The sequence below is a fragment of the Mesorhizobium sp. M0048 genome, assembly GCF_040323405.1.
Taxonomy (GTDB): Bacteria; Pseudomonadota; Alphaproteobacteria; order Rhizobiales; family Rhizobiaceae; genus Mesorhizobium.
On sequence record NZ_JAMYUV010000010.1, the window covers coordinates 88,238 to 114,665 of the forward strand.

Below are 26,428 nucleotides of genomic sequence, written 5' to 3' on the forward strand. Positions count from 1 at the left end.
CCCGCCCCGGCGGTTGGACGCCGTGCTCCGTGGCACCGGAGGGAGGTGTGCCATGACAACTTACATCGTGCTGATCAACTGGACGGAGCAAGGCGCCAAAAACGTGCGCGAATCGCCGAAGCGGCTCGATGCCGCCAAGAAGCTGCTGGGAGACATGGGCGGGTCCTTCAAGGCATTTTATCTTACCATGGGGGATTGCGACATGGTGGCCGTGCTCGAAGCGCCCGACGATGCCGTCCTGGCTCGTTTCTCGCTGATGCTGGCGACGGCCGGAAACGTCAGGACGCGGATACTCAAGGCTTTCCCGGAGGATGCCTATCGCGAGATCATCACCTCGCTCGGGTAAGTTGCGCTCCAGGCCTAGCCGGCCATTCCGCGGCTGTCGTGTTGCGTTGCGGCGCAATGGCGTTTGCCGGATAGTCGGTGCGCGTCCCTCTGGTGCCGTCTCGAAACATGAGCAAGCCTCTGCTGACCGTCTGGTATAATACGCGCTGTCCGGTCTGTGATGCCGGCATCAGCCGGCAGAAGCGGCGGCTGGTCGAGGCGGTCAAGGCCGGGCGGATCGAATTTCGCGACATCAATGCCGAACCGACGGCGTTGGCCCGCTACGGCATCAGGCTGGAGGATATCCGGCGTCGGCTGCATGCGACCGACGCCGGTGGCAAATTGCTGGTCGGCGCCGATGTTGCAGTTGCGGTGTGGCTGATAACGCCGGGCGAGGGCTGGTTGGCGACGCTGTTCGGCAATCCCGCCGCACTGCCGTTGACGCGCTATGCCTATGATCGTTTCGCCGATCTGCTCTATGCCTGGAACCGGCGCAAAGGCCGCTGGTAACAGGTATCCATTCCTCCCGCACCGAGCGTTTCGCATGCCCCGCTATCAAGCCGCGGGGTCGCGAAGCCAGCCAACGATGCGGCGCACCGCAGGCAGCACCAGCAGCAGCGTCGGAGGCAGCTTTCTGCGCGAGGTTTTCACATTCGTCTGGGATTTCGCCGAAGCATCCGGTTCGTCGCCTTGCATCCATTCGCCGGTCTTCGGCGTAACTGGAACGGGGGTGGATGCGTTGCTTCACGTTAGACGCCTGGGGAGTGGCCTTCGGCCCCTCGCGCGCTTCCTGACCGCCCTTGCCGGCGAAAACCAATCCTGCTGGCGCTATCTTCAGATACATCGTAAGATATATCTTGACTCCGCCGCTGTGAATACGTAGTTGAGATATATCTTAAGACATAACTTAAGGAGCAAACAATGCACAAAGACAATCATTTCGGGCGTCATCGTTTTGGCGAACACGCCGAGCGCGTTTTCATGCATATGGCCGGCAAGTTCGGCGGACGCGGCGGCGGCTTCGGCCCGTTTGGGCATGGCATGAGAGGCGGACGCGGCGGGCCGGGCGACATGTTCCGCGCCGGGCGCATGCTGGCCGACGGCGACCTCAAGCTGATCACGCTGTCGCTTCTGGCCGAGGCGCCGCGGCACGGCTACGACATCATCAAGGCGCTGGAGGAGCGCACCAGCGGCTTCTACAGCCCGAGCCCCGGCGTGGTCTACCCGACGCTGACCTTCCTGGAAGAGGCCGGCTACGCCGTTTCTGCGGCGGACGGCAACAAGAAGGTGTTTTCAATCACCGAGGCTGGGCAGGCGCACCTCAACGAAAATCGCGAGATGATCGACCACGTGCTCGAACATCTCGAGCGCTTCGGCCGCAAGATGGCAAAGGCGCGCGACTGGTTCGGCTGGAACGATGACGGCGACGGTGGCCGGCGCGGCCGCGGCCGCTCGGAAAAGCGCGACGAGTTTCGCGCCGTGCGCCACCGGCTGCGCGCCGCGCTCGGCGAAATCGTCGATGCGCCTGAAGCAAAGCAGGCCGAGGCAATCAGCATATTGGAAGCTGCCGCAGAGGCCTTGGAAGCGTTGTCGCGCGACTGACCTCTGAGTGCCAAGCCAGTTGCGGCCCTTGCCCGCTCGGCCAAGGACCGGTACTGAAAATCATCCTGCACCGCGCTATGTGGTGCAGGATGATTGCCGTTGGAGGATACCCCCATGTCTTTTCTGAAGCGTCTTTTCGGCGGAGGCAACGAAGCCGCCGAGCCAAAGACAGCGGCGCCGGCAAAGCAGATCGAGCACAAGGGATTTTTAATCAGCGCCACGCCCTACAAGGCGGAGGGCCAGTACCAGACCTGCGGCGTGGTTTCGAAGGAGATCGACGGCGTGATGAAGGAGCACAAATTCATCCGCGCCGACCGCTTTGCCGGGCTTGACGACGCTGTCGACATCTCGATCAAAAAGGGCATCCAACTGGTCGACGAGCAAGGCGAAAAGATCTTCGGGTAGATCGGCTACGACAGCCTTGGGTCGATTGGCCCGCTTTCCAACGCCAGCACGGCGAAGACACACTCGTGAACCCGGCGTAGCGGCTGCTTGGCGACAAATCGCGTTAGCGCTTCGTGGCCAAGCGCGAACTCTCTGAGCGCCAAGGCTGCGCTTGCCGGCCAGGCCGCGTTCTCGGAGGCGCACGAGATTGTTGGGCGCGTCATATTCGGGACCATAGATGATGCGCAAAATATTCCGGGCCGCGGACCTTCAGCGCCGGCTGGATGAGCCCCTTCTTGCCACGGCTGACGAATAACCAATGGCAGTTGTGTGGCCCACCACAATAGGTTGTCGCCAACGACAACAAGGGCAGGCGCCGGGCGCCTGCCCTTGTACAATTCAGACTATGCTGACGCTTTACGCCGCGGTGGCGACGCGCTCGGCATTTCCGGTCGCAGCCACAATGGCGTCGACCTTCGTCGAGGCCTTGGCCAGCGCTGCTGCCACCGCATCGGCGCCCATCCCGACTCCTTCGATGCGGATGACCTCGACATCGTTCATGCCGAGAAAGCCGAGTACGCTGCGCAGGTAGGGAATGGCGTGATCGAACTGCACGGCCGCACCTTCGGAATAGATGCCGCCCGAAGCCAGCACGATATAGACCTTCTTGCCGGTGACGAGGCCCTTGGGGCCGTTCTCGCCATAGGCAAAGCTCTTGCCGGAACGGGCAATGTGATCGACCCAGGACTTCAGCGTCGAGGAGATGTTGAAGTTGATGAAGCCGGTGGCGAGAATGACGGTGTCGGCCGCAAACAGCTCGTCCAGTACCGTGTCGGAAACGCCGACGGCCTCAGCCTGGCGCTGGCTGCGCGCTTCGACCGGCATATATATGCCGGTCGAATAGTCGGGGTCGATATGCGGCAGCGGGTTGGCTACGAGGTCGCGGGCGACAAGCCTGGCCGAGGGATTGGCGGCAAGCAGCTTCTCGGCGAGTTCGGTGGCGATGCGGGTCGAGTGCGAGGCGGCGCCGCGTGGGCTGGATGTGACAAGAAGGATCGACATGATGGGTCTCCAGGGTGACTTAAAATCTCCCGGCAAATATGTGTGCGCAGACCCATTTGAAAAACTGGTATATTTTGTATATGATCCATCTAAATTGTGGATTGAACGATGCAACCGAACCCGACGCTTGACCAACTGCAGATCCTAGTTGCGGTGGCCGAGACCGGCAGCTTCTCGGCCGCCGGGCGCAAATTGAATCGCGCGCAATCGGTGATCAGCTACGCTATCGCCAACCTCGAAGCGCAGCTCGGGCTGAAACTGTTCGAGCGCGAGGGCGCGCGTGAACCGCAACTGACCGATGTCGGCAAGGCGACGCTGGAAGATGCGCGACGCATGGTCGGCGTGCTGCAACGCATCCGCTCGCGTGTCGACGGATACCGGCAGGGATTGGAGGCGGAAGTTACGCTGTCGGTCGACGTGACACTGCCGTCGCCGGTGCTGGTTCGGGTGCTAAAGGCATTCGAGGCGCAGTTCCCGGCAGTGACGCTGCGTCTGCATATCGGCTCGCTTGGCCTGATCCTCGATCATGTTGTCGGCGGACAGGCCGATCTCGGCATCGGGGGGCTTCTGGGTGAGACGGACGTGAATCTGCTTCGCATCGGCTTCATCTCCCTGGTGCCAGCTGCAGCGCCTGAACACCCGCTGGCGCTGCTGCCGAGACCAGTGGCGCTAGAGGATGTCCGCGAACACATCCAGCTGGTCGTCTCGGACCAATCCGAGCGTACGCGCGGGCGTGACTATGGTGTCTTCGCCTACCGCACCTGGCGGCTGACGGATGTGCGCACCAAGCACGTGCTGATGCGCGAGGGGCTGGGCTGGGGCGGGCTGCCGCGATGGCTGATTGCCGATGATCTGGCGAACGGCCGGCTCGTCGAACTCGATCTCGAGCCTTACAGCGAAGTCCGTTCGCCGCTCTATGCCATGCATCGCGCCGATCGCAGCCCGAAACCGGCGGCCGCCTGGCTGATCGACCAGTTCAAGCGCCAGCTCGGCTGTTTCAACGAGTTCGAGCCGGGTGAGATGCGTGCGAAGGAGCCGGAGACAGGCCGTCGATCAGCGCCATGAGAACGGCGCGGTAATCCTCGATCGAGGCTCCAGCTTCAATGGCGAGCGCTGCGCGGTCGAAGGCAGCGGCGAGCAAAGCGGTCAGTGCTTCCACAGGCAATCTCTTCATGGAGTGCGACCGCATCGTGGCAACAAGGCTGTCGCGCAGCGAACGGTTGCCATGGCGATTGTCGATCGCATCCATGGCGGCGCGGCCGAGCACGGCCGGGCCATCAAGCAGCAAGAGTCGAGTTCGGCCGGGGGCACGCATGGCAGCCAGATAGGCATCCGAGCCGGCAATCAGCGCATCGTGGGCAAATAGCGAAGGCGGCGACGCGCGTTCGATCTCTTCCGCGATGGCTTGCGCCTCTTTTTCGACCACAGCGGCAAACAGCGCCTGCTTGTCGGCAAAGTGATGATAGAGCGCGCCGCGCGTTACGCCAGCAGCGGCGACGATCTCGGGTGTGCTGGTCTCGGCATAGGATTTTTCGGTGAACAGTTTTCGCGCCGCGGCGATGAGCTCGGCGCGTGTCGCCTCCGTGCGATCGCGGTTGGAGCGGCGAGCGGATCGTTTTTGCATACATGCAGCCTGTATGTTAGTTCAATTTAGATGCAGACTGTATGTTATTCGCCGGGAGAAGGAAAGATGAGGACGACGAGCTATTATCCGGTGCTGATGACGGGCGATGTTGCCGGCACTGCAGCCTTTTATATCGCGCATTTCGGCTTCAAGCCGCTGTTCGAGGCCGACTGGTACGTCCATCTGCGCTCAGCCGAAGATCGTCGCGTCAACCTCGGCATCGTCCAGGGCGATCATGAGACGATCCCGAAGGAGGGGCGGGGCCGCACCTCCGGCCTGCTGATCAATTTCGAGGTCAGGGATGCGGATGCCGTCTATGAGCGGATCACCGCCGCCGGGCTACCGATCCTGCGAACGCTGTGCGACGAACCCTTCGGCCAGCGCCACTTTATCACCAAAGATCCCAACGGCGTGCTGATCGACGTCATCAGGCCGATCCCGCCGAGCCCGGAATTCCTAGCGCAATACGCCGATGGCGCGGCGGGCTGAGCGAGACAGCGGCCGCTGGCAGGAACTGTCGGCAGACGCGACGTGAGGGCTTTAGCCGCGTGGCCGGTCACGCCTTTGCGGTTTATGCTTAGGGGTTAATCAACCCTGGGCCTTCTCCATGCGTGAAATCTGCCTTGTCCGCGCACCCTCCAACCTTGGCCTCCGCCCGCTCCGGCCGGGGCATATTCCGGGGACCTGGCGCGCGCCGCAGGCGCTTACCGAAGCCGGCTTGGTCGAGATGCTTTCGCCCGCCAAAGTGGTTGATCTTGATCGGCCCGCCTATAGCACCGAGCCACAGCCGGGCACCCGGCTGCGCAACGGCAACGCCATACGCAGCTTCAATCTCGCACTCGCCGAAATCGTTGCCGGCGCGCTGGGACGAGGCGAGTTTCCGCTGGCCGTGGGCGGCGACTGCGCTGTCCTGCTTGGCGCGCTGGCCGCAGCACGGCGATCTGGTCCGGTTGCGCTGGTCCATGTCGATGGCCACAGCGATTTCCGCCATCCGGGCAATTACGACGTCAACGCCTCACTCGGCTCGGCCGCCGGCATGGACCTTGCGCTCGCAACCGGACGTGGTGAGCCGTTGCTGACCGACTGGCCCGGCATCGAAAGACCGCTTGTCGCGGACGAACAGGTGATACAGATCGGCGAACGCGAGAACCGCAACGCCAACTTCGGCTGGCCGGACATCCATTCGACCGCGATGACGTTGATCGACGTCTTTGCCGTGCGCGAGCTTGGCGCGGCGAAGGTCCTGGACAAGACCTGGAGCACGTTGGCGCGAACCGGCTGGCCCCACTGGGTGCATTTTGACGTCGATGCGCTCGATCAGACAGTCATGCCGGCAGTGGATTCACCGGGCAGCCCCGGCATCGATCCTGACGATCTCGTCGACATTCTCACGGCGCTGGTGGCGGATACGCGCTGCACCGGAATGGATATGACCATTTTCGATCCGGATCTCGATCCGACCGGCGAACTGGCCGCGCTGCTGGTTTCGCTGTTTGGCCGGATCTATGCGCCGCGATAGAGCCTGCCCATTCCGATAGGTTCGGGATGGGCTCTATCTTGTTTGACCATGATGTTGTCCGAAAAACCGGTTCCCACTTTTTGCTGCGCTGACCTTCGGTTCGGGATCAAGGTCGAGCACTCAGCTTCGCGCCACTGGCATCACCGTGACCTGAGTAATGCCGGAGCGGCGCACCACCGTGCACAGCGTCTCGTGGCCGATGCGCTCGGCGTCGAGCATGCGCACCAGATCGTCGACACCGGTGACCGGGCGGCCGTCGATGGCGGCAATGATGTCGCCTTCCCTGAGGCCGGCCTTGTCCGACGGGCTGTTCTTTTCGACGGTGCGCAGGCGCACCGCCGTGCGGCTCGATACTTGCGACAAAAGGGCTGCGCGGCGCGGCAGGTTGGTGGTGTCGGCTGAAACGCCGATGAAGGCACGGCGCACGCGGCCGAAGCGGATGATTTCCGAGATGACGAAATTGGCCGTGTTGGAGGCAACCGCGAAGGCGATGCCTTGCGCACCATGGATCATCGCGGTGTTAACGCCTATCACCTCGCCGGCCGAGGACACCAGTGGTCCGCCGGAATTGCCGGGGTTGAGCGCGGCGTCGGTCTGGATGACGTCGTCGATCAGCCGGCCGGTGGAGGCACGCATCGAGCGGCCGAGTGCCGAGACGACGCCAGTGGTGACGGTCCATTCGAAGCCGAGCGGGTTGCCGATGGCAATTGCAATCTGGCCGCGCCTCAAACGCTTGGAATCGCCGAGCGGCGCAACGTCGGCAAAGTCACCGTCGGCGCGCACCAGCGCAATGTCGGTGTCGGGGTCGCGGCCGAGCACGCGGCCTTCCCTGGAAGCGCCGTCCGGCATTGATACGCGCACGCTGCGCGCATCGCCGACGACGTGGAAGTTGGTGACGACCAGCCCGTCCGGCGCGATGACGAAGCCGGAACCATGGCCGCCCGGGCCACCGATGCGCTCGATGCGGCAGACGGCGGGCCCGATGCGGTCGACGGCATCGGCGACCGTCGCCGAATAGGCATCGAGAAGGGCATCGTCATATTGCAATTGCTGAGCGGGCAGGGCCACCTGAGGACTCCGTTTGGAACAAGATGAACAATGCCTATATGTGCGGAGCAGCCGGACCGGCCGCGACCTGACCAGATGGCCAGTCAAATGCTCAACTAGCCGTCAGGCGAGTATCCGCCAACCCCCGCCGGGCGATATCTGGGTCACGAAGAACCCAGGAGACAAATCATGAGCGATTTCAATCTGAGCATGTTATCCGACGCCATTGCCGACATCGCGGCAGCTGCGGCACCAGCGACGGCCAGCTTCGCGACGCACCAGCGGACGTCAACTGCTTTCCACTGGCGGGACGGCTATTTCGTCACTGCCGAGGAGGCGGTCGAGGCCGGCGAGGAGATCGAGCTGACGTTTTCTTCGGGCCAAGCCGTCAAGGCCGAACTGGTCGGCCGCGACCCGTCCACCGGCACGGCCGTTTTGAAACCGGCCGGCGCGCCGAGCGCCCCGTCATTGGTAAAGGCGGAGGCGGTGCGGCCGGGCAATCTGGCAATCATCGCGGGCAATAGTGACGGTACGTCACTCGCCACCTGCGGCACGGTCGGCGAGGTCGGTCCGGCCTGGCGCTCGATGCGGGGCGGCACGATCGACCGGCGCATCAACCTTGCCGTCAATGCCGGCGGCCGTTTCGAGGGCGGCCCTGTGCTCGACGCCAAGGGCGGACTGATCGGCATGCTGCTGTTCGGGCCACGCCGGCGGGCACTGGTCATGCCTTACGAAACGATCGAACGGGCAGTCACGACACTGCGCGAGAAGGGTCATGTGGCGCGCGGCTATCTTGGCGCCGGCCTGCATCCGGTCCGCAATGGTGATACACAGGGCGCCATGGTGATGAGCCTGGACGATAACGGCCCGGCGAAAGCAGCCGGTCTCAGCCTCGGCGACATCATCGTGTCGTGGAACGCAGAGGCGGTGCATGGCCCGCGCGAGCTGATCCGCAAGCTCGGGCCAGACAGTGCCGGTGCCCTGGTGACACTCGGCGTGGTGCGCGGCGGCGAGAATCGTGAGGTTTCCCTGACCATCGGTGAAAAACCACTGAGCTGAGGGATAGATGGTAAGCGGTGAGGTCGCTGGCAGACGGCTGACGGTGCTGATCGCGCTCGCTGACGCCGAGCGCGCACGAAGTCTGTCCGCGGCTCTCGCCGCGACCGATGATCTGCGGCCGGTTCTGGCGGGCGATGTCGACGGGCACGGGGCGGCGGATGTCGCCATCGTCGATGACCATGGAGTACAAGGCGGTCTCTTCGACGCGGCTATGCCTCGCGTGCTGCTATTATCGCGAGCGGCCCGTGAACGGCCGGCCGATACAGTGTTTGCCGTGCTGCCGGTGCAAGCGGACGAGTTGCTGATCGCCGCCGCCGCGCGGCTGGCGGCGGCGGGCTACCGGATTTCGCGCGACAGCCATGCTCTATCCGATCTGCATCACGATTTGACCTTCCACGACAGCGGCCGGTTCGAGGAAGAACCAACTGACGAGCATATCGTCCGGCCGACGCTTTCGCCGCGCGAAAGCGAGGTGCTGGCGCTGCTGGCCGAAGGCGCGCCCAACAAGGTTATCGCGCGACGACTGGACATCTCCGTGCACACGGCGAAGTTCCACGTCGCGGCTATCTTGACCAAGCTCGGTGCCGTCAACCGCACCGATGCGATCGCCATCGCCATGCGGCAAGGCTTGGTGCTGGTCTAACGTGGATCAAAGGGCCGGTTCGATGTCGGTCAGCCGGAAGTCGTCACCCTTGAACAGCAATGGCATGGCTTCGAGACGGGCCGTAGCATAAGCAATGCAGTCGCCGAAGTTCAGAGCGGCAGGATGCCGGCCTTTGCCGTAGCGCAGGAAAGCCTGACGGGCGACAGCGGCGTGGTCGGCCGTGAAGGGTATCGTTTCGATCGAGGCAGTGCGCAAAAAGGCTTCGAAACGATCGATAATCTGATCCTGCCAGCGACCGACAAGCACCATTGTCGTTTCGAGCAATGTCGGTGCCGCAAGCAAACGTCTTTCAGCCTGGGCGATTGCCAAAACGAATCGATCGTAGCCCGGTTCCGCGCGCAAGATGGCGACCAGCGCCGAGGAATCGATGATCATCGCGTCGGGATGCCCAGCTCATCGTAACCGAGAATTTCATCTTCGCTCATCGCGTCTTCGCGCTCCGGTATTCGTGCGGCCCGTTCGGCAATGGCCATCAGACGTTGAAAGAGATCACCGGTCTCCTCGCGGGGCACAAGCCGTTCGCGCGCAACTTCCCGCTCAAGGCTTTGACGGATGGCCTCCGTCACCGATACCCGGCGGCGGCGGGCGAGCTCACGCGCCAATTGCTCGACCTTGGTATTCTTGATAGACAAAGCCACTTATATATTCTTCCTGTTTAGGTAGAATATAACAATTTTGCTCGGCGATTCAACGCGTCTCACGAAATCCACAACCCTCCGTGGCGTCACACCGTTACGGCCGCAGGCCCTTGTATCCGTCGTTGGTGCGGGCAAGGATCGCAAAGAGAAAAGATAGCGGAAAAGAGCGTAGCACAAGGAGACGCAACGATGTCGCTCAAGGGAAAGACGCTATTCATCTCCGGCGGGTCGCGCGGCATCGGACTGGCGATTGCGTTGCGCGCGGCGCGCGACGGCGCCAACGTGACGATCGCGGCCAAGACCGCCGAGCCGCATCCGAAGCTGCCGGGGACGATCTACACGGCGGCGCAAGAGATCGAGCAGGCCGGCGGCAAGGGGCTGCCAGCGCCGTGCGACATCCGTGATGAAGCGCAGGTCGCCGAAGCCGTCGCCAAGACCGTGGAGAGGTTCGGCGGCATCGATATTTGTATCAACAATGCCAGCGCCATCCAACTCACCGGCACGCTGGAGACCGACATGAAACGCTACGACCTGATGCACCAGATCAATACGCGCGGCACTTTTCTCGTCTCCAAAATGTGCATTCCATACTTAAGGTTGGCGGAAAATCCTCACATTTTGAATCTGGCACCGCCGCTCGACATGAAGGCCAAATGGTTCAAGAACCATGTCGCCTACACGATGGCGAAGTTCGGCATGTCGATGTGCACGCTGGGCATGAGCGCCGAGTTCGCCAGGGATGGCATCGCGGTCAATTCGCTATGGCCGATCTCTACCATCGACACGGCGGCGGTGCGCAACCTCTTGGGCGGAGCGACGGTGGCAGCGATGAGCCGTTCGCCCGACATCATGGCCGATGCGGCATACGCCATCCTGGTCAGGCCGTCGCGCGAGGCGACCGGCAATTTCTACATCGACGAAGAAGTGCTGCGTGCCGAGGGCGTCAGCGATTTCTCGACCTATGCGCCGGGCGCGACAGGCCCGCTCGCCGGCGACTTTTTTGTGCCGGACGAGGTGTTCGGGCGGACTGATACCAAAATCAAAGCTATCTACTGACGGAAGTATCTACCTACAGAAGTATCCTCAAAAGACCGGCACAGACGCATGCTCACTCCCCGGCTTTCTTGGCTTTGCCCAGGCCCATCAGCCGGTCGATATAAGCAAGCATGAATGCCGAGGCGACGAAGGCCAGATGAATGATGGTCAGCCACATCAGCTGGTCGGTCGTGTAGGAGACCGAGTTCAGGAACACCTGCAAGAGGTGGATCGAGGAGATCGCTACGATTGTCGAGGCGACCTTGACCTTCAGCGAGCCGACATCGATCGTGCCCAGCCAATGCACCTTGCCGTCATTTTCATCGAAGCGGCTGACGAAGTTTTCGTAGCCCGAGATGATCACCATCACCACCAGTGAGGCGACCAGCGCGGCATCGATGAGGCCGAGCATTTTCAGGATGGTGTCGGTGTCATCGAGCGTGAAGGCGACAGGAACGAACTCGAACAGCTTCTTGCCGAAGGACACGGCATAGATGGCAAGTGCCGCGCCCAGTCCGAGATAGAAGGCGACCAGCAGCCAGCGCGAGGCGAGAATGATCGATTCGATGGCAAGTTCGATGCGCTTCATGTGACGGTTCCGGGCTTCTTTGCGGAGCGCCGTATTTCGGGCAGGCTGCGGCGGTTTGCAAGGTCCTAAAAAAACGAAACCCCGCCGGGAGGGGACCGGCGGGGCTCGCGTGTCCCGCTGGAGTCGGGACAGGGCAGGGAAGCCATGTCCAGAATTTGGGATTGGTAGCCGCGCGTTTCAAGATTGATGACCGCGCGACTCAATGGTTGATCGAATCGCGCGGTTCATATTGCGGTTTATTGGGCGCTGGCCACCGGCGCCACCAGGGGGGTAATCCGGCGGATGGCGACGCGCCGGTTCTCGCGATTGGGTCCCGACGTGTTGACCTTGAGATACTCCTCGCCATAACCCTGCGTCGTCAGGTTCTCCGGCGGGATGCCAAAGGCATTGGTCAGAGCTTCGGCGACCGCCTCGGCGCGGCGGTCGGACAGAGCGAGGTTCGCCTCCGGCGTGCCGACTGCATCGGTATGGCCTTCGATCAGGAAGGTCTCGGCCGGGTTTTTCTTCAGCAGCTTCTCCATGGCGTTGGCAACACCCTCCAGCTTCTGGACCTCGGTGTCGGAAATCGAAGCCGAACCGAACTCGAAGTTGAGCGTATCGAGGTCGATCCGGCGGGCGATGTCACGCACTCGGGCCGAGCGCTTGACCTCGTCGACCGAATAGAGGCGCTGGACCCTCTCCACCGGCGGCCGTTCGAGGAAGGTGTAATAGTCGTCCGGATCCTCGACCTCTTCGGAATCCAAAATGTACTCCTCTTGCGGAATGGTAAGGCGCATCGGCGGCAGGTCGTCGCCCGGGTCGCGCCAGTCTGCATCATCGTCATAGTAGCGCTCGTCGACATAGCTCAGCACATATTCGCGCCCGTCAGGCGCGATGCGTGAACGCTGGATGACGTCGCCGTAGCGGTTGCGGATAGTGACGATCCGGACACCATTGTCACGCTCGACGATTTCCCGGGTGCGATCGCCCGACAGGTCCTCATAATAGACATTCCTGGCGCCGCGGTGCATGCGCGGGGCATCGCTGCTTTCCACGAAGGTCTGGTTGTTGAACTGCAGGATGACGCGGTCGCCGAATTCCCTGACGACGTTGGCGCCCTGCGGGCGCGGACGGCGGCGAACATCCTCGATGTCGGGCGCACGCTCGACGCGCTTGCCTTTTTCCTCGGTCACCGGAACGATCTTTTCAGGCTTGATCTCCTGCTGGGCTGCCTTGTCGTCGGTAGGTGGCGGTCCCTCCTCGATCGGAGCAGGCTTCGGGGCTTCCACCTGGTTCTCGCCCTGCTGGGCTGGCTGGTTGCCCTGCTGCTTACCGGCATTTTGGCCGCGCTCCTTGCCGCCCTTGCGCTTGCGCAAGACATCCTTCTGGCTGTCCAGTATGGGCGCCTCGTTCGGGTTGGCGGCGGCTTCGCCCTGAGCAGGGAGCCCACCCTCGGCGGGTGCTGCCTGTTCGCCCGTCGTCGTGGGCTGCTCACCGGTTGCGGGCTGCTGTTCGCCGGTCACCGGCTCTTCCACAACGGGCTTCTTGCCACGCTTTTTCGCCTGGTTCTCGGGCTGTTCGCCTTGAGCAGGAGCCGCTTGCTTCTCGGTTGGAAGTGGCTCGGCCTGTGGGAGAGGCTCACCGGCGGGGCGTTCCTTCTTGCGCGGCGCCTGTTCGGCCGGTGCCGCCTCGATCTGCTGGTCTTGCTTGTTCTTCCTCTTGCGCGGATTGACTTGCTCGTTGTTGTCGTTCGCGGGTGCAGCCTGCTCGGCCGGCTGTTCGGCAGGCGCGGCCTCCTGCTGTTGCTGGTCGCGCTTCTTTCTCCTCGGCTTGAGCTGCTGCTGATCGTCGTTCGCGGGTGCAGCTTGCTCGGCCGGCTGTTCGGCAGGCGCGGCCTCCTGCTGCTGCTGGTCGCGCTTCTTCCTGCGCGGTTTGAGTTGCTGCTGATCGTCGTTAGCAGGCGCGGCCTGCTGGTCAGCCGGAGCGGCTTCGATCTGCTGCTGGTCGCGCTTCTTCCTGCGCGGTTTGAGTTGCTGCTGATCGTCGTTAGCAGGCGCGGTCTGCTGGTCAGCCGGAGCGGCTTCGATCTGCTGCTGCCTCTTCTTCCTTCGTTGATTTCCTTGCTGCTCTTCGCCGGAAGGCGCGAGCTGTTCAGCAGGCGCGGATTCACTCTGTTTTTGCTGCTCGCGCTTGTTCCTGCGCGGCTTCTGCTCGGGCTCGCCCGATTGTTCGGCGGGCGCCGCTTCGGATTGTTTTTGCCGGTCGCGCCTCTTGCCGGGCTTCTGTTCCGGCTCCGACTTTCCGCCTTGAGCGCAAGCTTCGGCCGATTCGCCCTCGGCACAATTCGACTGCGCCGGGATAAACATTGCGCTGTTCCGGGCGGGGCCGAATGCAGCATTGCCTTGCAGCGGGAACGCGCCTAACGGCGCGGACGCCATCAACAGGCCAAGCGCCGTGCCTGCCAGAATCCGTGGTTGGCGTTTCATCATAAACACTCCTTGTGGCGTCCCATCCGTGCCCAAACTTTCAGCAACCATGTTTGGTTCCTGTTTGTAGGTCTTAGCGGTGGTACAGGGCGATTGACCGGCGTTTTGAAGGCGACTTCGTGTCATTCGTATGTTCCTGGCGTATCGTTCGGACGAGGCGCAAGTGTTGCCGTGCTTGACCTTGAGGCGTCCGAGGGCCACATGCCGACAATGGACAAGCCGTTCTGGAAGACCAAGACGCTCGAGGCGATGACCCCGGCCGAGTGGGAATCACTCTGCGACGGCTGCGGCAAATGCTGCCTGTCCAAACTCGAAGACGAGGACACCGGAGAAATCTACTGGACCAGCGTCGGCTGCCGGCTGTTCGACGCTGGAAGCTGCCGCTGTTCCGACTATGCCAACCGGCTGGCGCGTGTTCCGGATTGTGTCGGGCTGACGCCGCAGAATGTGCGCACCATCAGCTGGCTGCCCAAGACTTGCGCTTACCGGCTGGTCGCCGAGGGCCGCGATCTCTATTGGTGGCACAGGCTGGTGTCTGGAAGCGACGAGACCGTGCACGAGGCAGGCATCTCGATGCGCGGCCGAGTCAGCGCCAGCGAGACCGACCTTGCCGAGCCGGACGACTATTTCGACCATATTCTCGCGGACGAGCCTTAGGATTTTATCGCAAAATCGAGAATCCGGAATCGACGGCAAAACGGACGTTGTCCATCCACCATGCTATCCACCCTATGTAGCACCGCCGTCCATAGCACCGCCTTCAGAAGCGAGAGACTATCCCGGTTCTGCCTCATGAACTGGAGATGAATGGCCGGTTCGCAAAAAATTCAGACAGGCGGGTGCATTCTCCTCCCATCGGTTCGACGAAACGGGTGGAAACCCTCAACAAGGAGAGAAGACAATGTTCAACACCATCAAGACGGCGGCTCTTTCGGCTCTTGTCGGCCTTGGCACGCTTGCTGCCATCCCCGCTCATGCTGACAGCATCTATCTCGGCTTCGGCAACAACCAAGATCCGCGCGTCGGCGTCTATACCGGCGACGAAGATGATGGTTACTATCGCGAACATCGCCGTCATGGCGGCTGGCGCCGGTCCTGTTCGCCGGAGCGTGCCATCGACAAGGCCGAACGCATGGGCCTGCACCGCGCCCGCATCATCGACATCAACCGCCGCACGGTCAAGGTCGCCGGCCGCCAGTATGGCGACCGTGTCGTGATCGTATTTGCCAACGAGCGCGGCTGTCCGATCATCTATCGCTAAGGTCTTCGGGCCTGCGGCCGGTTGACTTGCAGCCGGTAGAGTAGCGGAGCCCTTTCCGCCAGGACGGAAAGCGCGGCTCAAAAACCCCGGAGGATCGATCCTCCGGGGTTTTGCATGTGCAAGCGATGATCATTTCAATTCGAAAGTCACCGTCACCTGTGCGGTATAGGAATTCTCGCCGGCTTGCACCGGGACCGACGCGCCAGCGGCATCGAATGCCTTGGCGTTGATCGGCATCGGCGGTGGTGCGAAATTCTGGTCGGTGATTTCCAGGACCCGGCCGATGCCGACGCCGGCCGCTTCGGCCAGCGTCTTGGCCTTGGCCATGGCATTGGCGACGGCCTTCTTGCGCGCCTCGGTGACGGCTGCCGCCGGATCGTCATTGGAGAAGGAGATGCCGCCGCCCTGGTTGACGCCGAGCGACACCGCCTTGTCGAGAATGTCGCCGGTCTTGTCGATGTCGCGGATGCGCACCGACAGCGTGTTGGTCACCTGATAGGCGACAAGCTCGGCCTCCTGGCTGCCGTCGGGCTTGTTGGTGTAGTTATAGCGCGGGTTGATCTGGATGCCCGCGGTCTGCAGGTCGCGCTCCTTGATGCCGGATGATTTCATTGCAGCGATCACCGCGGCCATGGCGTCGTTATTGGCATCGAGCGCTGCACGTGCCGTCTTGGCTTCGCGCATGACGCTGAGCGTCAGCAGAGCCAGATCGGGTGCTATCGCCGCCTCGCCTTCACCGGTGACGACGATACGCGGCGGCGGTGGTGAATCGGCGGCGGCCGCGATCGCCGGAAATGCGACTGCGGCGGCAATCGCCAGGGGCAAAATACGTCTGGTCATAAAATCTCCTCGATCTGCGATCCCAAGACAGCCGAGTAGGCGGTGTCCAATGGGCGACGTGCAATAGGTTATCAATATGGGCTGATTTGGGCGATCTCTGCCAGCTCCTTGGAACGCCTGCTCGGAAAGCCCTCGGAAAGCCTTGTGCGGTTCAGGGAAAAACACTAATCCAGCGCCGTGGGGCCTGTAGCTCAATGGTTAGAGCCGGCGGCTCATAACCGCTTGGTTGGGGGTTCGAGTCCCTCCGGGCCCACCATTGGCTTTTGTGGCCGTTGACTTAATTGGATTTTTTGGCGATTTTTGTCCCACCTCTTTCAACCCCCTCAGAAAGTGGGACAATTTTGTTCTCTTTTCGATCGATAACCAGCAGGTATTTCGCCGCTCTCGCTACCTTCCGGCGACGCGCTTTCTTGATGTAGTGGTCGGGCTGCTGGTACGTAGTCCACCCATATATCGCCTTCAGCTGCTCGTGCGTCGCGCCGTTCTCAGCGGCGATCGTCGCGCCGGCCTTGCGAATTCGATGAGCACTGCAGTGCGGCAGCTCAGCTTGATCACACCACTGGCGCATCTTGTTGCCCAGACCGTTCTCCGAGAACGGGCGACCATACTCATTGACCAGGAAGGTCATCTGGTCGGAGGGCGTGTGCTCAAGTTCCGCCTCTAGTTCGGGCAGAAGCGGGAGCTCCACCAACACCGCATCCTTGTTACGACTGGTCTTCCCAGGCTTAATTCTGATCCACTTCTCCCACTGCTCGGTCTCCTCGTTGTAGACGAGCGTGATGTGCTGTCGACCGAAGATCGCGACGTCGGACAACCGCAGGCCAGTAAACATGAAGATCGAGAGCGCACGTCTGGCTGCGGTACCCAGCGGATGCCGCTTCTCATATTGAACGATCTCCGACACGTCCCATGGGTGCCAGCCGTCGCCGCTCTTTAGCCGTCTGACGCCGCGGGCGGGATTGGAGTCGACGCCCGGAATCTCTGTGTCCTTTGCCCACTCAAACATCGCGCTGATGGCTTTTACGATATTGTTTGCCGCGCCAAGGGCGTCGAGCCTGGTGTCCCTGATCTCCTTAACATGAGACCGTTTCATACCGGCGAATGGCAGAGATCCCTTGGTGGGATACTGAGGATCCGGGTCACCTTCGAGGGGATGAGGTAATTCGCATACGCGCTCCAGAATTGCTCGTCGGCGCGCCATAGTGTCTTGGGTGATTTCCGTGCCGCCCCGACGGTAATACTCCTGGCAAAGCCACAGCAACGTGCCTTTCTTCGCTGGCTCGGAAGGCTTGGGGAGGCGCCGGCAAATCTCGGGAAGAGTGCCGGGCCGAACATAAGTGACCTCGGCGCGCGCGCACCGCAGTTCCTCGAGGAACTCGTCGCTGCCGGTCGGTTCACGGAGCCGGACCTTCTTCCGACCCGGTGCGCGAAAATAGTACCGATCATTGCCGTGGCGATCAGTGTCCTTCACTACGCCCTTAAGATCGACCTTCACGGGCTCATCCGTCATGTTCGTGGTTTTCGATCCCAAGGATTGTCTAGTGGCGGCGAATCTTCGTCAAGCTTTGGTGCTCCTCCGATTTGGCGGTGAGGGAGCTTTCGAAACGCCAATACAAGTTCCTCGACGTCCCAAACAATGCGCCCCTTGCTCGGCATTCGTGGCTGCGGCATCCGGCCGTCCTGGACCATTTCATCAAAGGTCGTTGAGCTTACGCCGATGAACGTCGCAGCCTGCTCGCGATTGATTCCTACCGGCGGGAGCGAGGGCGGCAAGACGCTCGGGGTGCGTAGCATCGGTTTAGCGCGTTGAAAGCGCGTTTTTGACGCCTGCCTGTCTTCCTATGTACCTGTCCGAATATTGCAGACGCTCAATCATGTCCTAGCCCTGTGCTTGCAGGCTCACCCTAGGTCTCCAAACCTCAGGATCGCTCAAGACACCGGACTCTTTTCCAGCCTTTGTGTACGATGATGGGTATCTTAATGCGCTCGAGGCCAAGAACTGAATGGTCGGCGACTTGGAAGGGCAAAATGACCGTGGAACCACGAATCTGAGTCAGAGGCGGAATCCAACTGAGGAAAGTATGGCTGTGTTTTCAGACGGTTATGACTCTCATGCATGCGTAACAACCAACAAGAATACAAACAAAATATTTCTGTGGATTACTTTCATTCCTCATGGAATGCGCGACTGATTTGGTCCGACAGCGGCTTCACAAAATAAGAAAGCGCCGTACGCTCGCCCGTCTGGATCATCGCTTCGGCCGGCATGCCGGGCACGAGCGTCAGGTCCTTGAGCTTCGTCAGTTCCGCATGCGGAACCGACAGACGCACCAGGTAATACGAAACGCCGTTTTTTTCGTCCGTCGCCAGATCGGCTGCGATCCGGCTGACATATCCGTTCAATACCGGCGTGGTCCTCAGATTGAAGGCTGACATCCGCAGCACGGCCTTGTGACCAAGCTGGATTTGGTCGATGTCCTTCGGGGTGATTCGTGCTTCAAGCGCAAGATCGTCGCCTTCCGGCACGATTAGCATAATCGGATCGGCGGGCGTGATCACTCCTCCGACCGTATGAACTGCGAGTTGTTGAATGGCGCCTGACTGCGGCGCGACAATATCGATCCGTCGCAGTTCCTGTTCAGCCGCCACCTTGCGCTCAACATACTCCCCAACCTGCGCCTGAACCTCTCTGAGCTCCTGGCCGACTTCCGTCTTGAAATCCGGATCGATCTGCAGGATCTGCAGGCGCGTTTCGGCTATGCGGGCTGCCGTCTGTGCCTGATGTGCAATCTTCTCACCGCGTTCGCCGCCGAAAGTGGCAACCTGCGTCTTCAGGCTGTTCAAGCGTTGGTCCGAGACAATGCCTTGGTCGCGCAGCCCACTCAGGGCAGCAATTTCCTTTTGGAGAATCTCGGTGCTTTTCTCACAAGCGATTTCCTGCGCCTTGAGCCCCTCGATCTCGTGCTCATATTGAGTGATGCGTTCCGCTAGCTGCGCCTGCCTTCCGTCGCGGGATTGTCTGCGGAATTCGAACAGCCGCGTCTCGCCATGTACTGCCGAAGCTACGTCCGGAACATCTCTGCGGGCGAGCAGCCAGTCCGGGAAGGCGATCTCCGCCAGATCGTCACGCTCAGCTTCGAGTCGTGCCAGGTTGGCGGCCAGCTCATCGAGCCGCTTGGTGACTACAGCGAGAGTGGCGCGCGTCTGGGTGGCGTCGAGCCGCATGAGGATGTCGCCGGCTTTTACTTTATCACCTTCGCTCACCAGGATTTCTCCCACCACCCCGCCGGTCGGGTGCTGCACCGTCTTCACATAGGAATCGACGACAAAGTGTCCGGACGCAACAACCGCGCCGGAGAGATTCGTGAAGGCCGCCCAGGCTCCGGCTCCTCCCACAAAGATCACGCTCGCCAGCAGGCCCGCCACCAGGTGCCGGCGAATGGACCTGGAAACGTCATTGTTCTGATGAATGCCGGACACCGGGATCCTCCATGTCAGCGCGCTCGTTATCCTGTGTAGACTCGATGGCCTTGACCCCAGCGCCTGATGCCATCGCTGCCCCCTTAAGGACTTTGGAAAGCGCTTCATCACGCGCACCGAATGCTCGCTGCCGTCCACCTTCCATCACCAACACCAAATCCACGGCGCGGATGGCGCTCGGCCGATGGGCAACGACAACCGCAATCCCCTTGCGCTCGCGCACGGAGGCGATCGCCTTAACGACCGCAGCCTCGCCTTCCGCATCGAGATTGGCATTGGGTTCATCCAGCACAACAAGGAAAGGGTCTCGATAAAGAGCACGGGCAAGACCGATACGCTGGCGCTGCCCGGCGGAAAGTGCCGATCCGGCCTCACCAATCGGAGTTTCGTAGCCGTGCTCAAATCGGAGGATCAGTTCGTGCGTGCCCGCTGCCTTCGCCGCGGCGACAATAGCCTCAGGGTCAGGATCGTCTTCAAAACGAGCGATGTTTTCGGCAATGGTGCCGTCAAACAGTTCAACACCTTGCGGCAAATAGCCGATATGACGGCCTAGCGCTTCCCGGTCCCATTGATCGAGGCTTGCGCTGTCGATGCGAACCTTTCCGGCGACCGGCGCCCATGCGCCGACGATGGCGCGCGAGAGTGTCGACTTGCCCGAACCCGATGCACCGATGATCCCGAGTGCGCTTCCCGCCTGAACGGCAAACGCAAGGCCGGTCACGGTCGGCTTCCTTTCGCCGGGCGGAACGATTGTCACGCCTTCGAGGCGGAGTTCGCGTTCAGGTGCAGGCATTGGCATAACAGGAGCGGTTTCAGGAACCTTTCGCAGGAGGTCCTCCAGCCGCGCCCAACCCTGGCGCGCCATGAGGAAGGGTTTCCAGCTTGAAATGGCCAGATCGACCGGAGCCAGCGCACGCCCCATCGTGATCGAACTGGCAATCATGACCCCGGCCGTAGTCTCCTGCCTGATGACAAGGTACGCGCCGACGGCAAGAATGGCCGATTGCAGCAGCACGCGCACCGACTTTGAAATGGCACCCAGCCCACCTGCCACGTCCCCGGCTTTCCGGCTGGCGGCCAGATACTTGGCATTGGCCTTGTGCCATCGGGCAGCGATCCGCTTTCCGAGACCGAGAGCTTGCACGACCTCGGCATTGCAACGCGCTGCTTGCAGTAGACCATTGCGTGCCATGTTGTGGGCAATGGCATCGCGTATCGGTCGTTGCGAGAGAGTGTTGGCAAGAAGTGTCAGAGATGTGAGACCGATCGCCCCGACAAGTGCCGTCATGCCGATCCAGAAATGAAAGAGGAAGCAAATGCCAAGATAAAGCAGCATCCATGGCAGATCGAAGAACGCTGTCGGGCCGTTTCCACCTAAGAATCCGCGAACATTGTCGAGATCGCGTAGCGGCTGCAAGCCGTCGCCCGGCATGCGCGTTGAAAGCGGAAGGCGAACGATCGCATCGTGAACGCGTCCGGAAAACTGTTCATCGAAACGCTCGCCAATCCGCAGCAGCACGCGCGCGCGCAAAATGTCGAGCAGGCACTGGAACGCATAAAGCCCTGTAGCAAGCACGACGAGCCCCACTAGCGTCGATACGCTGCCACTTGCCAGAACGCGGTCGTAGACCTGAAGCATGAACAGCGGCGAGATCAGCGCAAGCACGTTCACCACGCCGCTGATCAACAGAATTCCCCAAATAGCGGAAGTCAGAGGGAAAGGTCTCAAAGCTGAATCCTTCAAGGAATGGTTACTCACGTAGGTCTCCGTGAGGATCTGGCACCCAGCTCCCTATATTGCTTCCCGAACGGCGATCGACTGCATCCGCTCGCTGAGTCAGGATCAGTGCTCCCGCCAAATATGTTTGGTCCCGGCGTTTGATAGAGCGGGTCAACAACACCGTCCGGCTGAAGGTTTGGAAGGGCAACGTCATCGTGGCCGGCCGCAAGGGCCCGAACAGGCTTACCCACGCCTTCAGGGAGATTTCGGTGTACGACCAGCGCGACGTGCAGGGCTTCGTCAAGCTGTACACGCTGCGACTGCTCCCGGGCGCCCCGGCCCATCGCAAGTAGCGGAAACGGAAAGCGCCCGCCCCCGGGGGGCGGGGCGCTGTTCCGTATGGGTTTTCTGGATCAAACGAAGGTGAAGTCCGACGCGGTCAGGCCTAGGTCGGCCACGGTGACCACACCGCCCAGGTGGACGAATTCATGCGCGTTGTTGTCGGCGGTGACATAGGCCAGAGTTGCGACTCTGTCGGTGTAGCTGCTTTGGTAGACAATGATGTCGCCGGCGTGCTCGCCGGAGATCGCACTCGCGGCTTCAGAAGCAGAGTTGAAAGATTCGCCAGTGATTACCACGACGTGTTCGCCGTTCGCACCTGAGGCCGCACCACTGTAGAAGCTGCTCACCGGGTAGCCGGACTGTATGCTGGCGTTGTTGACGAAGTTCGCGCCAAAACCGTCATTGTAGAGGCCCACCGCATCGAAGGCGAACTTGTCCTCCGCCGGGTTGAAATCGGTGATAGTGGTAATGTCCGACTTCGACCCGACAACCCCAGGCACCGGATTGTGGAACTGGAACACGAACGTGTCACTGTCGGTGCCCCCGGTCAACGTGTCCTGGCCGTCACCCACGTAGAGGACATCCTGGCCGGGACCGCCGCTGAGCCTGTCATTGTCCTCACCGGAGACGCGCGGGTTGAAGCGGCCGTTGTCGCCGGAGAGATCGTCCCAGCCATCTCCGCCGAAGATGCGGTCGTTACCCTTGCCGCCGATGAGTCGGTCACTGTCCGGGCCACCCGAGATCTCGTCGTTGCCGCCGCGACCGTCAATCCAGTCACCGCCCTGGAAACCCTCCATCCAATCGTCAAGCTCGGTGCCGATGAGTGTTTCGGCACCCGGGCCACCCTCGATAATCTTTGCCATCGAAAATACTCCTAATGATGCACCCTGCCTGACGCGTTCATATTGCTCATCGGATAATTAGAGAAATCGATTGCTTGGATTGACACACATTTACGAAATGGATGCATTCACGTTCACTTCGCCCTTCTGCTGAGCAGTTGCGGGCTCGCTGGCGGCGGGGACGCTGGTCGCCCAAGCAATCGATGAAGATTCGACACTCAAACCGGGACTAGGACGAACTTCGTAACGGGGCCGTCCTGGTTGGGCCCCAAACTTCTCTCTGTTTGCTCGACGCCGGCATACCCGCACCGTGAGCGCTGGACGAGGACAAGTTCCGCTGGCGGAGAACGGCGTGATCGGCTTGCCGCGCCGAAACTGATGGCGCTCGTCGAAGGCATGGACTGGACACGCGTTCGAGCCGAACGGCGACGGCGTCCGGCCGGAAGGCGGTGGCGAAGTGACTCAGGCGCAAAAGGCGGGCTTCAGGCCGTGCACAATAAGCTTCTGTCGGCGTCATGATGAGAAGCGCTTCGGCCCGTCCCCACGAAATCGATACGCTCAAGGCGATGTTCGTCGCCATGGCGGCGGAGAAGGCCGAACTGCAACAACTCCGGAGCGAAACACTCAAGGCCGAGATCGTCCGGATGGCGACACTCAACGAGCGTGCCCAGGTGAGGATCGCCGACCTTCATGGGATCGTCAAGCAGCTGGAGCGCGCCGCTTCGGTCGCAGCTCCGAGAAGCTCGAACGTGCCTAGCAGGCCTTCGGCTTCGAAATCCAGACCGGGCTCGGCGCGATTGAGTCCGAGCTCGAGGCCGCAAGACCGACAGGCGAGCCGCGACGTGCTGCGCGACCGCGCAAGGCGTTCCCGGCGCATCTGGAGCGGGTCGAGATCGTCATCCAGACCGAGCCATGGGGGAAGAAGCGCTCCCGCAGCCAATCGTCCAGTCCGTCAAACGCGGTCGGCCGCACAGGCTTGCGAAACGGAACAGTCCCGCCCTCGCTTAGATACCGAGGCACCGTGTTGCGAGCGCACCCGAATTCGTTCGCCCGTCGGTTCCCCAGCCAAGCTCATGCAGCGGCAGCATCGCTGCCACCTCTTCAGGCTGAAGGATCTGCTCTCCCTGCATCGTTCTCGACAATGCAGGAATCGCCCAATCCCAATCGCCATCCATGCCTCCTCTCATAACCGAGGGGTCGTCGGCCGACAACTGAGACGTCCGGTGCTCTTAGGCGGGGTAATCATACGAGATGCCTCCTGCAACATCATTTCCCGCATCCATAGGCTTGCCGGATCATTATTGTGAAGCGCAGGCCATTGGACGGCCTCCGTGAATGCGGCAGGAAGTGGCGGCGGAAGTTCGACAATCCGCAGGGGTGTTGTTTTTGCGAAATGCTGCGCCAGCCGTAAGGGCATTGTCCCGATGCGGTTGGTGCCTGATAGAAGGGGCGGGATCATGCTAAAGCCCTGTACGACGACCTCGATACGTCTCTCGAAACCGTTCTCGAGCAAATACCATTCCTCGATGGAGGGCTGCCGGGTGTCCCCGAATTTAAGCACAACCTGCCCCATCGACAAGTATCGGTCGAATGTAAGTGGCTCTGACAGCTGCTTGTTCGTGCCGCAGCCTACGCATACGAGCATATCTTCGAACAGGGCTGCGCGAGGATGTTTCGACATGAACACTTCCGGCATAATCAGAAAATCAACGTCGCCGCGCCGGAGAAGCTCCTCGGGGTCGTCGGAAATAAGCAGACATTCGAAGCGGACGGCGGGAGCTTCCCGCGCAGCACGCTTTACGATCTTCTTAAAAAATACGAGCGTGAGGTAATCGGAAAGGATGATGCGGAAGCGACGATCCGATCGGGCCGGGTTAAAGGCGTCCCAGGAAATAATCGACAGCTGGATGTGCAGCAATGCCTCCCGGACTGCTGTGGCGAGCCCCTCCGCGCGCGGTGTCAAAATGAGTTCGCGGCCGTTCATCGTAAATAGCTCATCGCTGAAATAGGCGCGTAACCGACCGACGGCGGCGCTCATGGCCGGCTGACTCAGGTTAATACTGCGGGCCGCGGCGGTGACTTTACGCTCCCTGATCAAAGCGTCCAGCACAACCAGGAGATTTAGATCGAGTCCCTTAAAACGCATGTATTGACCTATCCGACGCGTGGATGGGTATCGCCCAAAGAATCAATTTTACGAATGGTGAGTAGCGTCAACGCATCAGCCGACGACGAAATAGAGCAACCGATAGGAAGAACGGCAAAACCGTGTATATGCAAAGCGCGCCGATATGCAGGCCCATGCTGCCGGCCGGACGGCCAAGCATCGCCGGACGAATGAGGTCAATTGCATGTGCGAGCGGCAACAAGGAGGCGACGTCCTGAAAAGCGCCGGGCAATTGGTTGACCGGAAACATCGCGCCGCAAAGGAACAGCATGGGTGTTACAACAAGCGTATTATAAAATATGAAATATTCATAACTGGGCGCAAGCGCCGTGACGACCATCGCTAGACTCGCGAAGGCGAGGCCACTGAGAGCGATGACTGGCAGCAAGCAGAGGATGGATGGCCACGATGTGTAGCCGAGCGTGGTGGCAACAATAGTGATTGCTGTGCCCGCCATCAGGGCCTTGGTGGCTGCCCACGCCAATTCGCCGAGTAAGATATCGCCGAGCGTCAGCTGAGTGCATAGCATTCCTTCCCAGGTGCGCTGGTTGTCCATGCGGCCGAAACTCCCGTAAACCGTTTCAGCAGTCGCCGATGCCATCGCGCTTGTGGCAACCATGCCAGCCGCGAGAAACGCAATGTACGAAGTGCCCTCAACAGGACCTATCATTGTTCCGATGCCAAAGCCGAGACCGAACAGATAGATCATCGGATCGGCGAGGTTGCCGAGAACCGATGCAAGCCCGATTTTCTTCCATCCAAGATAGTTGCGGCGCCAAACCGCGACCCAATTCCACGCATTGGCGGGCATGGCCGCCGCATAACGTTCGCCCATTGTTCAGTCCTCCATCTCGCGCCCGGTTAGCCGCAAGAACACATCCTCGAGATTGGGGGGACGCTGCAGAAGGCGCAGACCGGCGCGCCCGCGTAGCTGCACCAGCACCTGCTCCGGATCGGGTGCATAGCAAAAAAGCGTCTCACCGCTCACCTCGATGCGCTGTGCGTACGGCCGGATCAGCGCACCCAGTTCATGCGGATTGCCGCCGTAGACCTCGACCACGTCACAGCCGATCTGCTCGTCAATGAGTGCGGACGGGCGGCCTTCGGCGATCTTGCGCCCCTCCTCCATAACGCACAGCCGATCGCACAGCCGCTCGGCCTCTTCCATGAAATGGGTAGTCAAAAGAATAGTCTTGCCCCGCGCCAGCAGCGATCGCAGCCGTTCCCAGATCAGGTGGCGGGCCTGCGGATCGAGGCCGGTGGTCGGCTCGTCCATCACCAGCAAGTGCGGGTCATTGATCAGCGCACGCGCGAGCGTCAGGCGCCGCTTCATGCCGCCGGACAGTTCGGCGACGCGCGCATCCGCTTTGTTCTCGAGGCGGGCGAACTCAAGCAGCGACGGTATGACCGCTTCGATCTGGCGTCTGCTCATCCGGAAGTAGCGCCCGAACACCAACAGGTTCTCGCGTACAGTGAACGCGGTATCAAGATTGTCGAACTGCGGGACCACGCCGATGCGCATACGTGCCAAACGCGCGCGCGCCGGCACTGGAGCGCCGAGCACAGTAATCTTCCCCGCATCAGGCGATGTCATGCCGAGGACCATACGCGCAATCGTGCTTTTGCCCGCACCGTTCGGTCCCAGGAGCCCGAAGCATTCCCCCGCCGCAACGCGGAACGACAGTCTGTCGACAACGAGCTTGTCATAAGTTTTGCTTACGTCAGTAAGATCGATCGCTACCATGGACATGGGTTCATTTTACC

At 61.2% G+C, this 26,428-nt stretch carries 29 protein-coding genes, 1 tRNA gene and 2 pseudogenes; 14 read left to right on the forward strand and 18 right to left on the reverse strand.

What is annotated here, in order from left to right:
* The first annotated feature begins 52 nt into the window (after positions 1 to 52).
* Together NKJ84_RS12975 and NKJ84_RS12980 are read left to right on the forward strand one after the other, a co-directional pair.
* A complete protein-coding gene (locus tag NKJ84_RS12975) occupies positions 53 to 346 on the forward strand; it encodes a GYD domain-containing protein (protein WP_352506764.1) in 294 nt (97 codons plus the stop codon).
* 107 nt (positions 347 to 453) lie between these two features.
* Positions 454 to 834 (forward strand): thiol-disulfide oxidoreductase DCC family protein, encoded by a 381-nt coding sequence (locus NKJ84_RS12980; protein ID WP_352506765.1) that lies wholly within the window; start codon positions 454 to 456, stop codon positions 832 to 834.
* A 45-nt stretch (positions 835 to 879) separates the two neighbouring features.
* Here the strand turns inward: NKJ84_RS12980 and NKJ84_RS12985 are convergent, their stop codons facing one another.
* Positions 880 to 1,020, reverse strand: a complete 141-nt coding sequence (locus NKJ84_RS12985; protein ID WP_352506766.1) for a hypothetical protein — start codon at positions 1,018 to 1,020, stop codon at positions 880 to 882.
* A 225-nt stretch (positions 1,021 to 1,245) separates the two neighbouring features.
* Here NKJ84_RS12985 and NKJ84_RS12990 point away from each other — a divergent pair, with 225 nt between their 5' ends.
* Together NKJ84_RS12990 and NKJ84_RS12995 are read left to right on the forward strand one after the other, a co-directional pair.
* A complete protein-coding gene (locus NKJ84_RS12990; RefSeq protein ID WP_352506767.1) occupies positions 1,246 to 1,926 on the forward strand; it encodes a PadR family transcriptional regulator in 681 nt (226 codons plus the stop codon).
* A 114-nt stretch (positions 1,927 to 2,040) separates the two neighbouring features.
* On the forward strand, positions 2,041 to 2,331 hold the full coding sequence (locus NKJ84_RS12995; protein ID WP_023678291.1) for an HlyU family transcriptional regulator: 291 nt from the start codon (positions 2,041 to 2,043) through the stop codon (positions 2,329 to 2,331).
* 89 nt (positions 2,332 to 2,420) lie between these two features.
* Here the strand turns inward: NKJ84_RS12995 and NKJ84_RS13000 are convergent.
* Positions 2,421 to 2,514 (reverse strand): annotated as a pseudogene (locus tag NKJ84_RS13000) (hypothetical protein); the annotation flags it as partial.
* Between the two features lie 213 nt (positions 2,515 to 2,727).
* Positions 2,728 to 3,372, reverse strand: coding sequence for an FMN-dependent NADH-azoreductase (locus NKJ84_RS13005; RefSeq protein ID WP_352506768.1), 645 nt, complete (start codon positions 3,370 to 3,372; stop codon positions 2,728 to 2,730).
* Positions 3,373 to 3,480: 108 nt separating this feature from the next.
* Here NKJ84_RS13005 and NKJ84_RS13010 point away from each other — a divergent pair, with 108 nt between their 5' ends.
* On the forward strand, positions 3,481 to 4,437 hold the full coding sequence (locus tag NKJ84_RS13010) for a LysR family transcriptional regulator (protein WP_352506769.1): 957 nt from the start codon (positions 3,481 to 3,483) through the stop codon (positions 4,435 to 4,437).
* Here NKJ84_RS13010 and NKJ84_RS13015 read toward each other — a convergent pair.
* Positions 4,370 to 4,996, reverse strand: a complete 627-nt coding sequence (locus tag NKJ84_RS13015; RefSeq protein WP_352506770.1) for a TetR/AcrR family transcriptional regulator — start codon at positions 4,994 to 4,996, stop codon at positions 4,370 to 4,372. The two genes, NKJ84_RS13010 and NKJ84_RS13015, sit on opposite strands and share 68 nt — an antisense overlap.
* A gap of 66 nt (positions 4,997 to 5,062) precedes the next feature.
* On the opposite strand from NKJ84_RS13015, the gene NKJ84_RS13020 reads away from it, so the two are divergent.
* A complete protein-coding gene (locus NKJ84_RS13020) occupies positions 5,063 to 5,485 on the forward strand; it encodes a VOC family protein (protein WP_352506771.1) in 423 nt (140 codons plus the stop codon).
* A 118-nt stretch (positions 5,486 to 5,603) separates the two neighbouring features.
* A complete protein-coding gene (locus NKJ84_RS13025) occupies positions 5,604 to 6,515 on the forward strand; it encodes an arginase family protein (protein WP_352506772.1) in 912 nt (303 codons plus the stop codon).
* 120 nt (positions 6,516 to 6,635) lie between these two features.
* On the opposite strand, the gene NKJ84_RS13030 is transcribed toward NKJ84_RS13025, so the two are convergent.
* Entirely contained in the window at positions 6,636 to 7,583 is a 948-nt protein-coding gene (locus NKJ84_RS13030; RefSeq protein ID WP_352506773.1) for a S1C family serine protease, read from the reverse strand.
* Between the two features lie 168 nt (positions 7,584 to 7,751).
* Here NKJ84_RS13030 and NKJ84_RS13035 point away from each other — a divergent pair, with 168 nt between their 5' ends.
* Both NKJ84_RS13035 and NKJ84_RS13040 read left to right on the forward strand, forming a co-directional pair.
* The gene (locus NKJ84_RS13035; RefSeq protein ID WP_352506774.1) at positions 7,752 to 8,621 is read left to right on the forward strand and encodes a S1C family serine protease; all 870 of its coding nucleotides are present in this window, start codon (positions 7,752 to 7,754) and stop codon (positions 8,619 to 8,621) included.
* A gap of 7 nt (positions 8,622 to 8,628) precedes the next feature.
* Complete coding sequence (locus NKJ84_RS13040) at positions 8,629 to 9,264, forward strand: helix-turn-helix transcriptional regulator (protein WP_352506775.1); 636 nt, start codon at positions 8,629 to 8,631, stop codon at positions 9,262 to 9,264.
* A 6-nt stretch (positions 9,265 to 9,270) separates the two neighbouring features.
* Here NKJ84_RS13040 and NKJ84_RS13045 read toward each other — a convergent pair whose 3' ends face one another.
* Entirely contained in the window at positions 9,271 to 9,660 is a 390-nt protein-coding gene (locus tag NKJ84_RS13045) for a type II toxin-antitoxin system VapC family toxin (RefSeq protein ID WP_352506776.1), read from the reverse strand.
* Entirely contained in the window at positions 9,657 to 9,923 is a 267-nt protein-coding gene (locus NKJ84_RS13050; protein WP_352506777.1) for a type II toxin-antitoxin system VapB family antitoxin, read from the reverse strand. Before NKJ84_RS13050 ends, NKJ84_RS13045 begins: the two co-directional genes overlap by 4 nt.
* A gap of 189 nt (positions 9,924 to 10,112) precedes the next feature.
* Between NKJ84_RS13050 and NKJ84_RS13055 the strand changes: the two genes are divergently transcribed.
* Positions 10,113 to 10,979 (forward strand): SDR family oxidoreductase, encoded by an 867-nt coding sequence (locus NKJ84_RS13055; RefSeq protein WP_352506778.1) that lies wholly within the window; start codon positions 10,113 to 10,115, stop codon positions 10,977 to 10,979.
* 52 nt (positions 10,980 to 11,031) lie between these two features.
* On the opposite strand, the gene NKJ84_RS13060 is transcribed toward NKJ84_RS13055, so the two are convergent.
* Together NKJ84_RS13060 and NKJ84_RS33235 are read right to left on the reverse strand one after the other, a co-directional pair.
* Complete coding sequence (locus tag NKJ84_RS13060; protein WP_254820365.1) at positions 11,032 to 11,547, reverse strand: TIGR00645 family protein; 516 nt, start codon at positions 11,545 to 11,547, stop codon at positions 11,032 to 11,034.
* 236 nt (positions 11,548 to 11,783) lie between these two features.
* Entirely contained in the window at positions 11,784 to 14,012 is a 2,229-nt protein-coding gene (locus NKJ84_RS33235) for an OmpA family protein (RefSeq protein WP_352704279.1), read from the reverse strand.
* 210 nt (positions 14,013 to 14,222) lie between these two features.
* On the opposite strand from NKJ84_RS33235, the gene NKJ84_RS13075 reads away from it, so the two are divergent.
* Both NKJ84_RS13075 and NKJ84_RS13080 read left to right on the forward strand, forming a co-directional pair.
* Positions 14,223 to 14,669 carry a YcgN family cysteine cluster protein gene (locus tag NKJ84_RS13075; protein WP_254820372.1) on the forward strand — a complete coding sequence of 149 codons (447 nt, stop codon included), beginning with the start codon at positions 14,223 to 14,225 and terminating at the stop codon, positions 14,667 to 14,669.
* 244 nt (positions 14,670 to 14,913) lie between these two features.
* Entirely contained in the window at positions 14,914 to 15,273 is a 360-nt protein-coding gene (locus NKJ84_RS13080; protein WP_023678277.1) for a hypothetical protein, read from the forward strand.
* A gap of 129 nt (positions 15,274 to 15,402) precedes the next feature.
* Here NKJ84_RS13080 and NKJ84_RS13085 read toward each other — a convergent pair whose 3' ends face one another.
* Positions 15,403 to 16,113, reverse strand: a complete 711-nt coding sequence (locus NKJ84_RS13085) for an SIMPL domain-containing protein (RefSeq protein WP_352506781.1) — start codon at positions 16,111 to 16,113, stop codon at positions 15,403 to 15,405.
* 180 nt (positions 16,114 to 16,293) lie between these two features.
* On the opposite strand from NKJ84_RS13085, the gene NKJ84_RS13090 reads away from it, so the two are divergent.
* Positions 16,294 to 16,369: transfer RNA gene (locus NKJ84_RS13090), tRNA-Ile, on the forward strand.
* 21 nt (positions 16,370 to 16,390) lie between these two features.
* On the opposite strand, the gene NKJ84_RS13095 is transcribed toward NKJ84_RS13090, so the two are convergent.
* From NKJ84_RS13095 to NKJ84_RS13105, 3 genes are all read right to left on the reverse strand, one after another.
* On the reverse strand, positions 16,391 to 17,608 hold the full coding sequence (locus NKJ84_RS13095) for a tyrosine-type recombinase/integrase (protein ID WP_352506782.1): 1,218 nt from the start codon (positions 17,606 to 17,608) through the stop codon (positions 16,391 to 16,393).
* Positions 17,609 to 18,279: 671 nt separating this feature from the next.
* Positions 18,280 to 19,593, reverse strand: a complete 1,314-nt coding sequence (locus tag NKJ84_RS13100; protein ID WP_352506783.1) for an HlyD family type I secretion periplasmic adaptor subunit — start codon at positions 19,591 to 19,593, stop codon at positions 18,280 to 18,282.
* Complete coding sequence (locus tag NKJ84_RS13105) at positions 19,568 to 21,337, reverse strand: type I secretion system permease/ATPase (RefSeq protein WP_352506810.1); 1,770 nt, start codon at positions 21,335 to 21,337, stop codon at positions 19,568 to 19,570. The genes NKJ84_RS13100 and NKJ84_RS13105 overlap by 26 nt, the downstream gene beginning before the upstream one ends.
* Before the next feature lie 134 nt (positions 21,338 to 21,471).
* On the opposite strand from NKJ84_RS13105, the gene NKJ84_RS13110 reads away from it, so the two are divergent.
* Entirely contained in the window at positions 21,472 to 21,666 is a 195-nt protein-coding gene (locus NKJ84_RS13110) for a hypothetical protein (protein WP_352506784.1), read from the forward strand.
* A 60-nt stretch (positions 21,667 to 21,726) separates the two neighbouring features.
* Here NKJ84_RS13110 and NKJ84_RS13115 read toward each other — a convergent pair whose 3' ends face one another.
* The 5 genes and pseudogenes from NKJ84_RS13115 to nodI form a co-directional block, all read right to left on the reverse strand.
* The gene (locus NKJ84_RS13115; protein ID WP_352483785.1) at positions 21,727 to 22,518 is read right to left on the reverse strand and encodes a calcium-binding protein; all 792 of its coding nucleotides are present in this window, start codon (positions 22,516 to 22,518) and stop codon (positions 21,727 to 21,729) included.
* 891 nt (positions 22,519 to 23,409) lie between these two features.
* A pseudogene (locus NKJ84_RS13120) lies at positions 23,410 to 23,672 on the reverse strand (hypothetical protein); the annotation flags it as partial.
* A gap of 8 nt (positions 23,673 to 23,680) precedes the next feature.
* A complete protein-coding gene (locus tag NKJ84_RS13125; protein WP_352506785.1) occupies positions 23,681 to 24,643 on the reverse strand; it encodes a LysR family transcriptional regulator in 963 nt (320 codons plus the stop codon).
* A gap of 67 nt (positions 24,644 to 24,710) precedes the next feature.
* Positions 24,711 to 25,499, reverse strand: a complete 789-nt coding sequence (locus NKJ84_RS13130; RefSeq protein WP_352483783.1) for an ABC transporter permease — start codon at positions 25,497 to 25,499, stop codon at positions 24,711 to 24,713.
* A 3-nt stretch (positions 25,500 to 25,502) separates the two neighbouring features.
* Complete coding sequence (gene nodI / locus NKJ84_RS13135; RefSeq protein ID WP_023719311.1) at positions 25,503 to 26,414, reverse strand: nodulation factor ABC transporter ATP-binding protein NodI; 912 nt, start codon at positions 26,412 to 26,414, stop codon at positions 25,503 to 25,505.
* Positions 26,415 to 26,428: the final 14 nt, after the last annotated feature.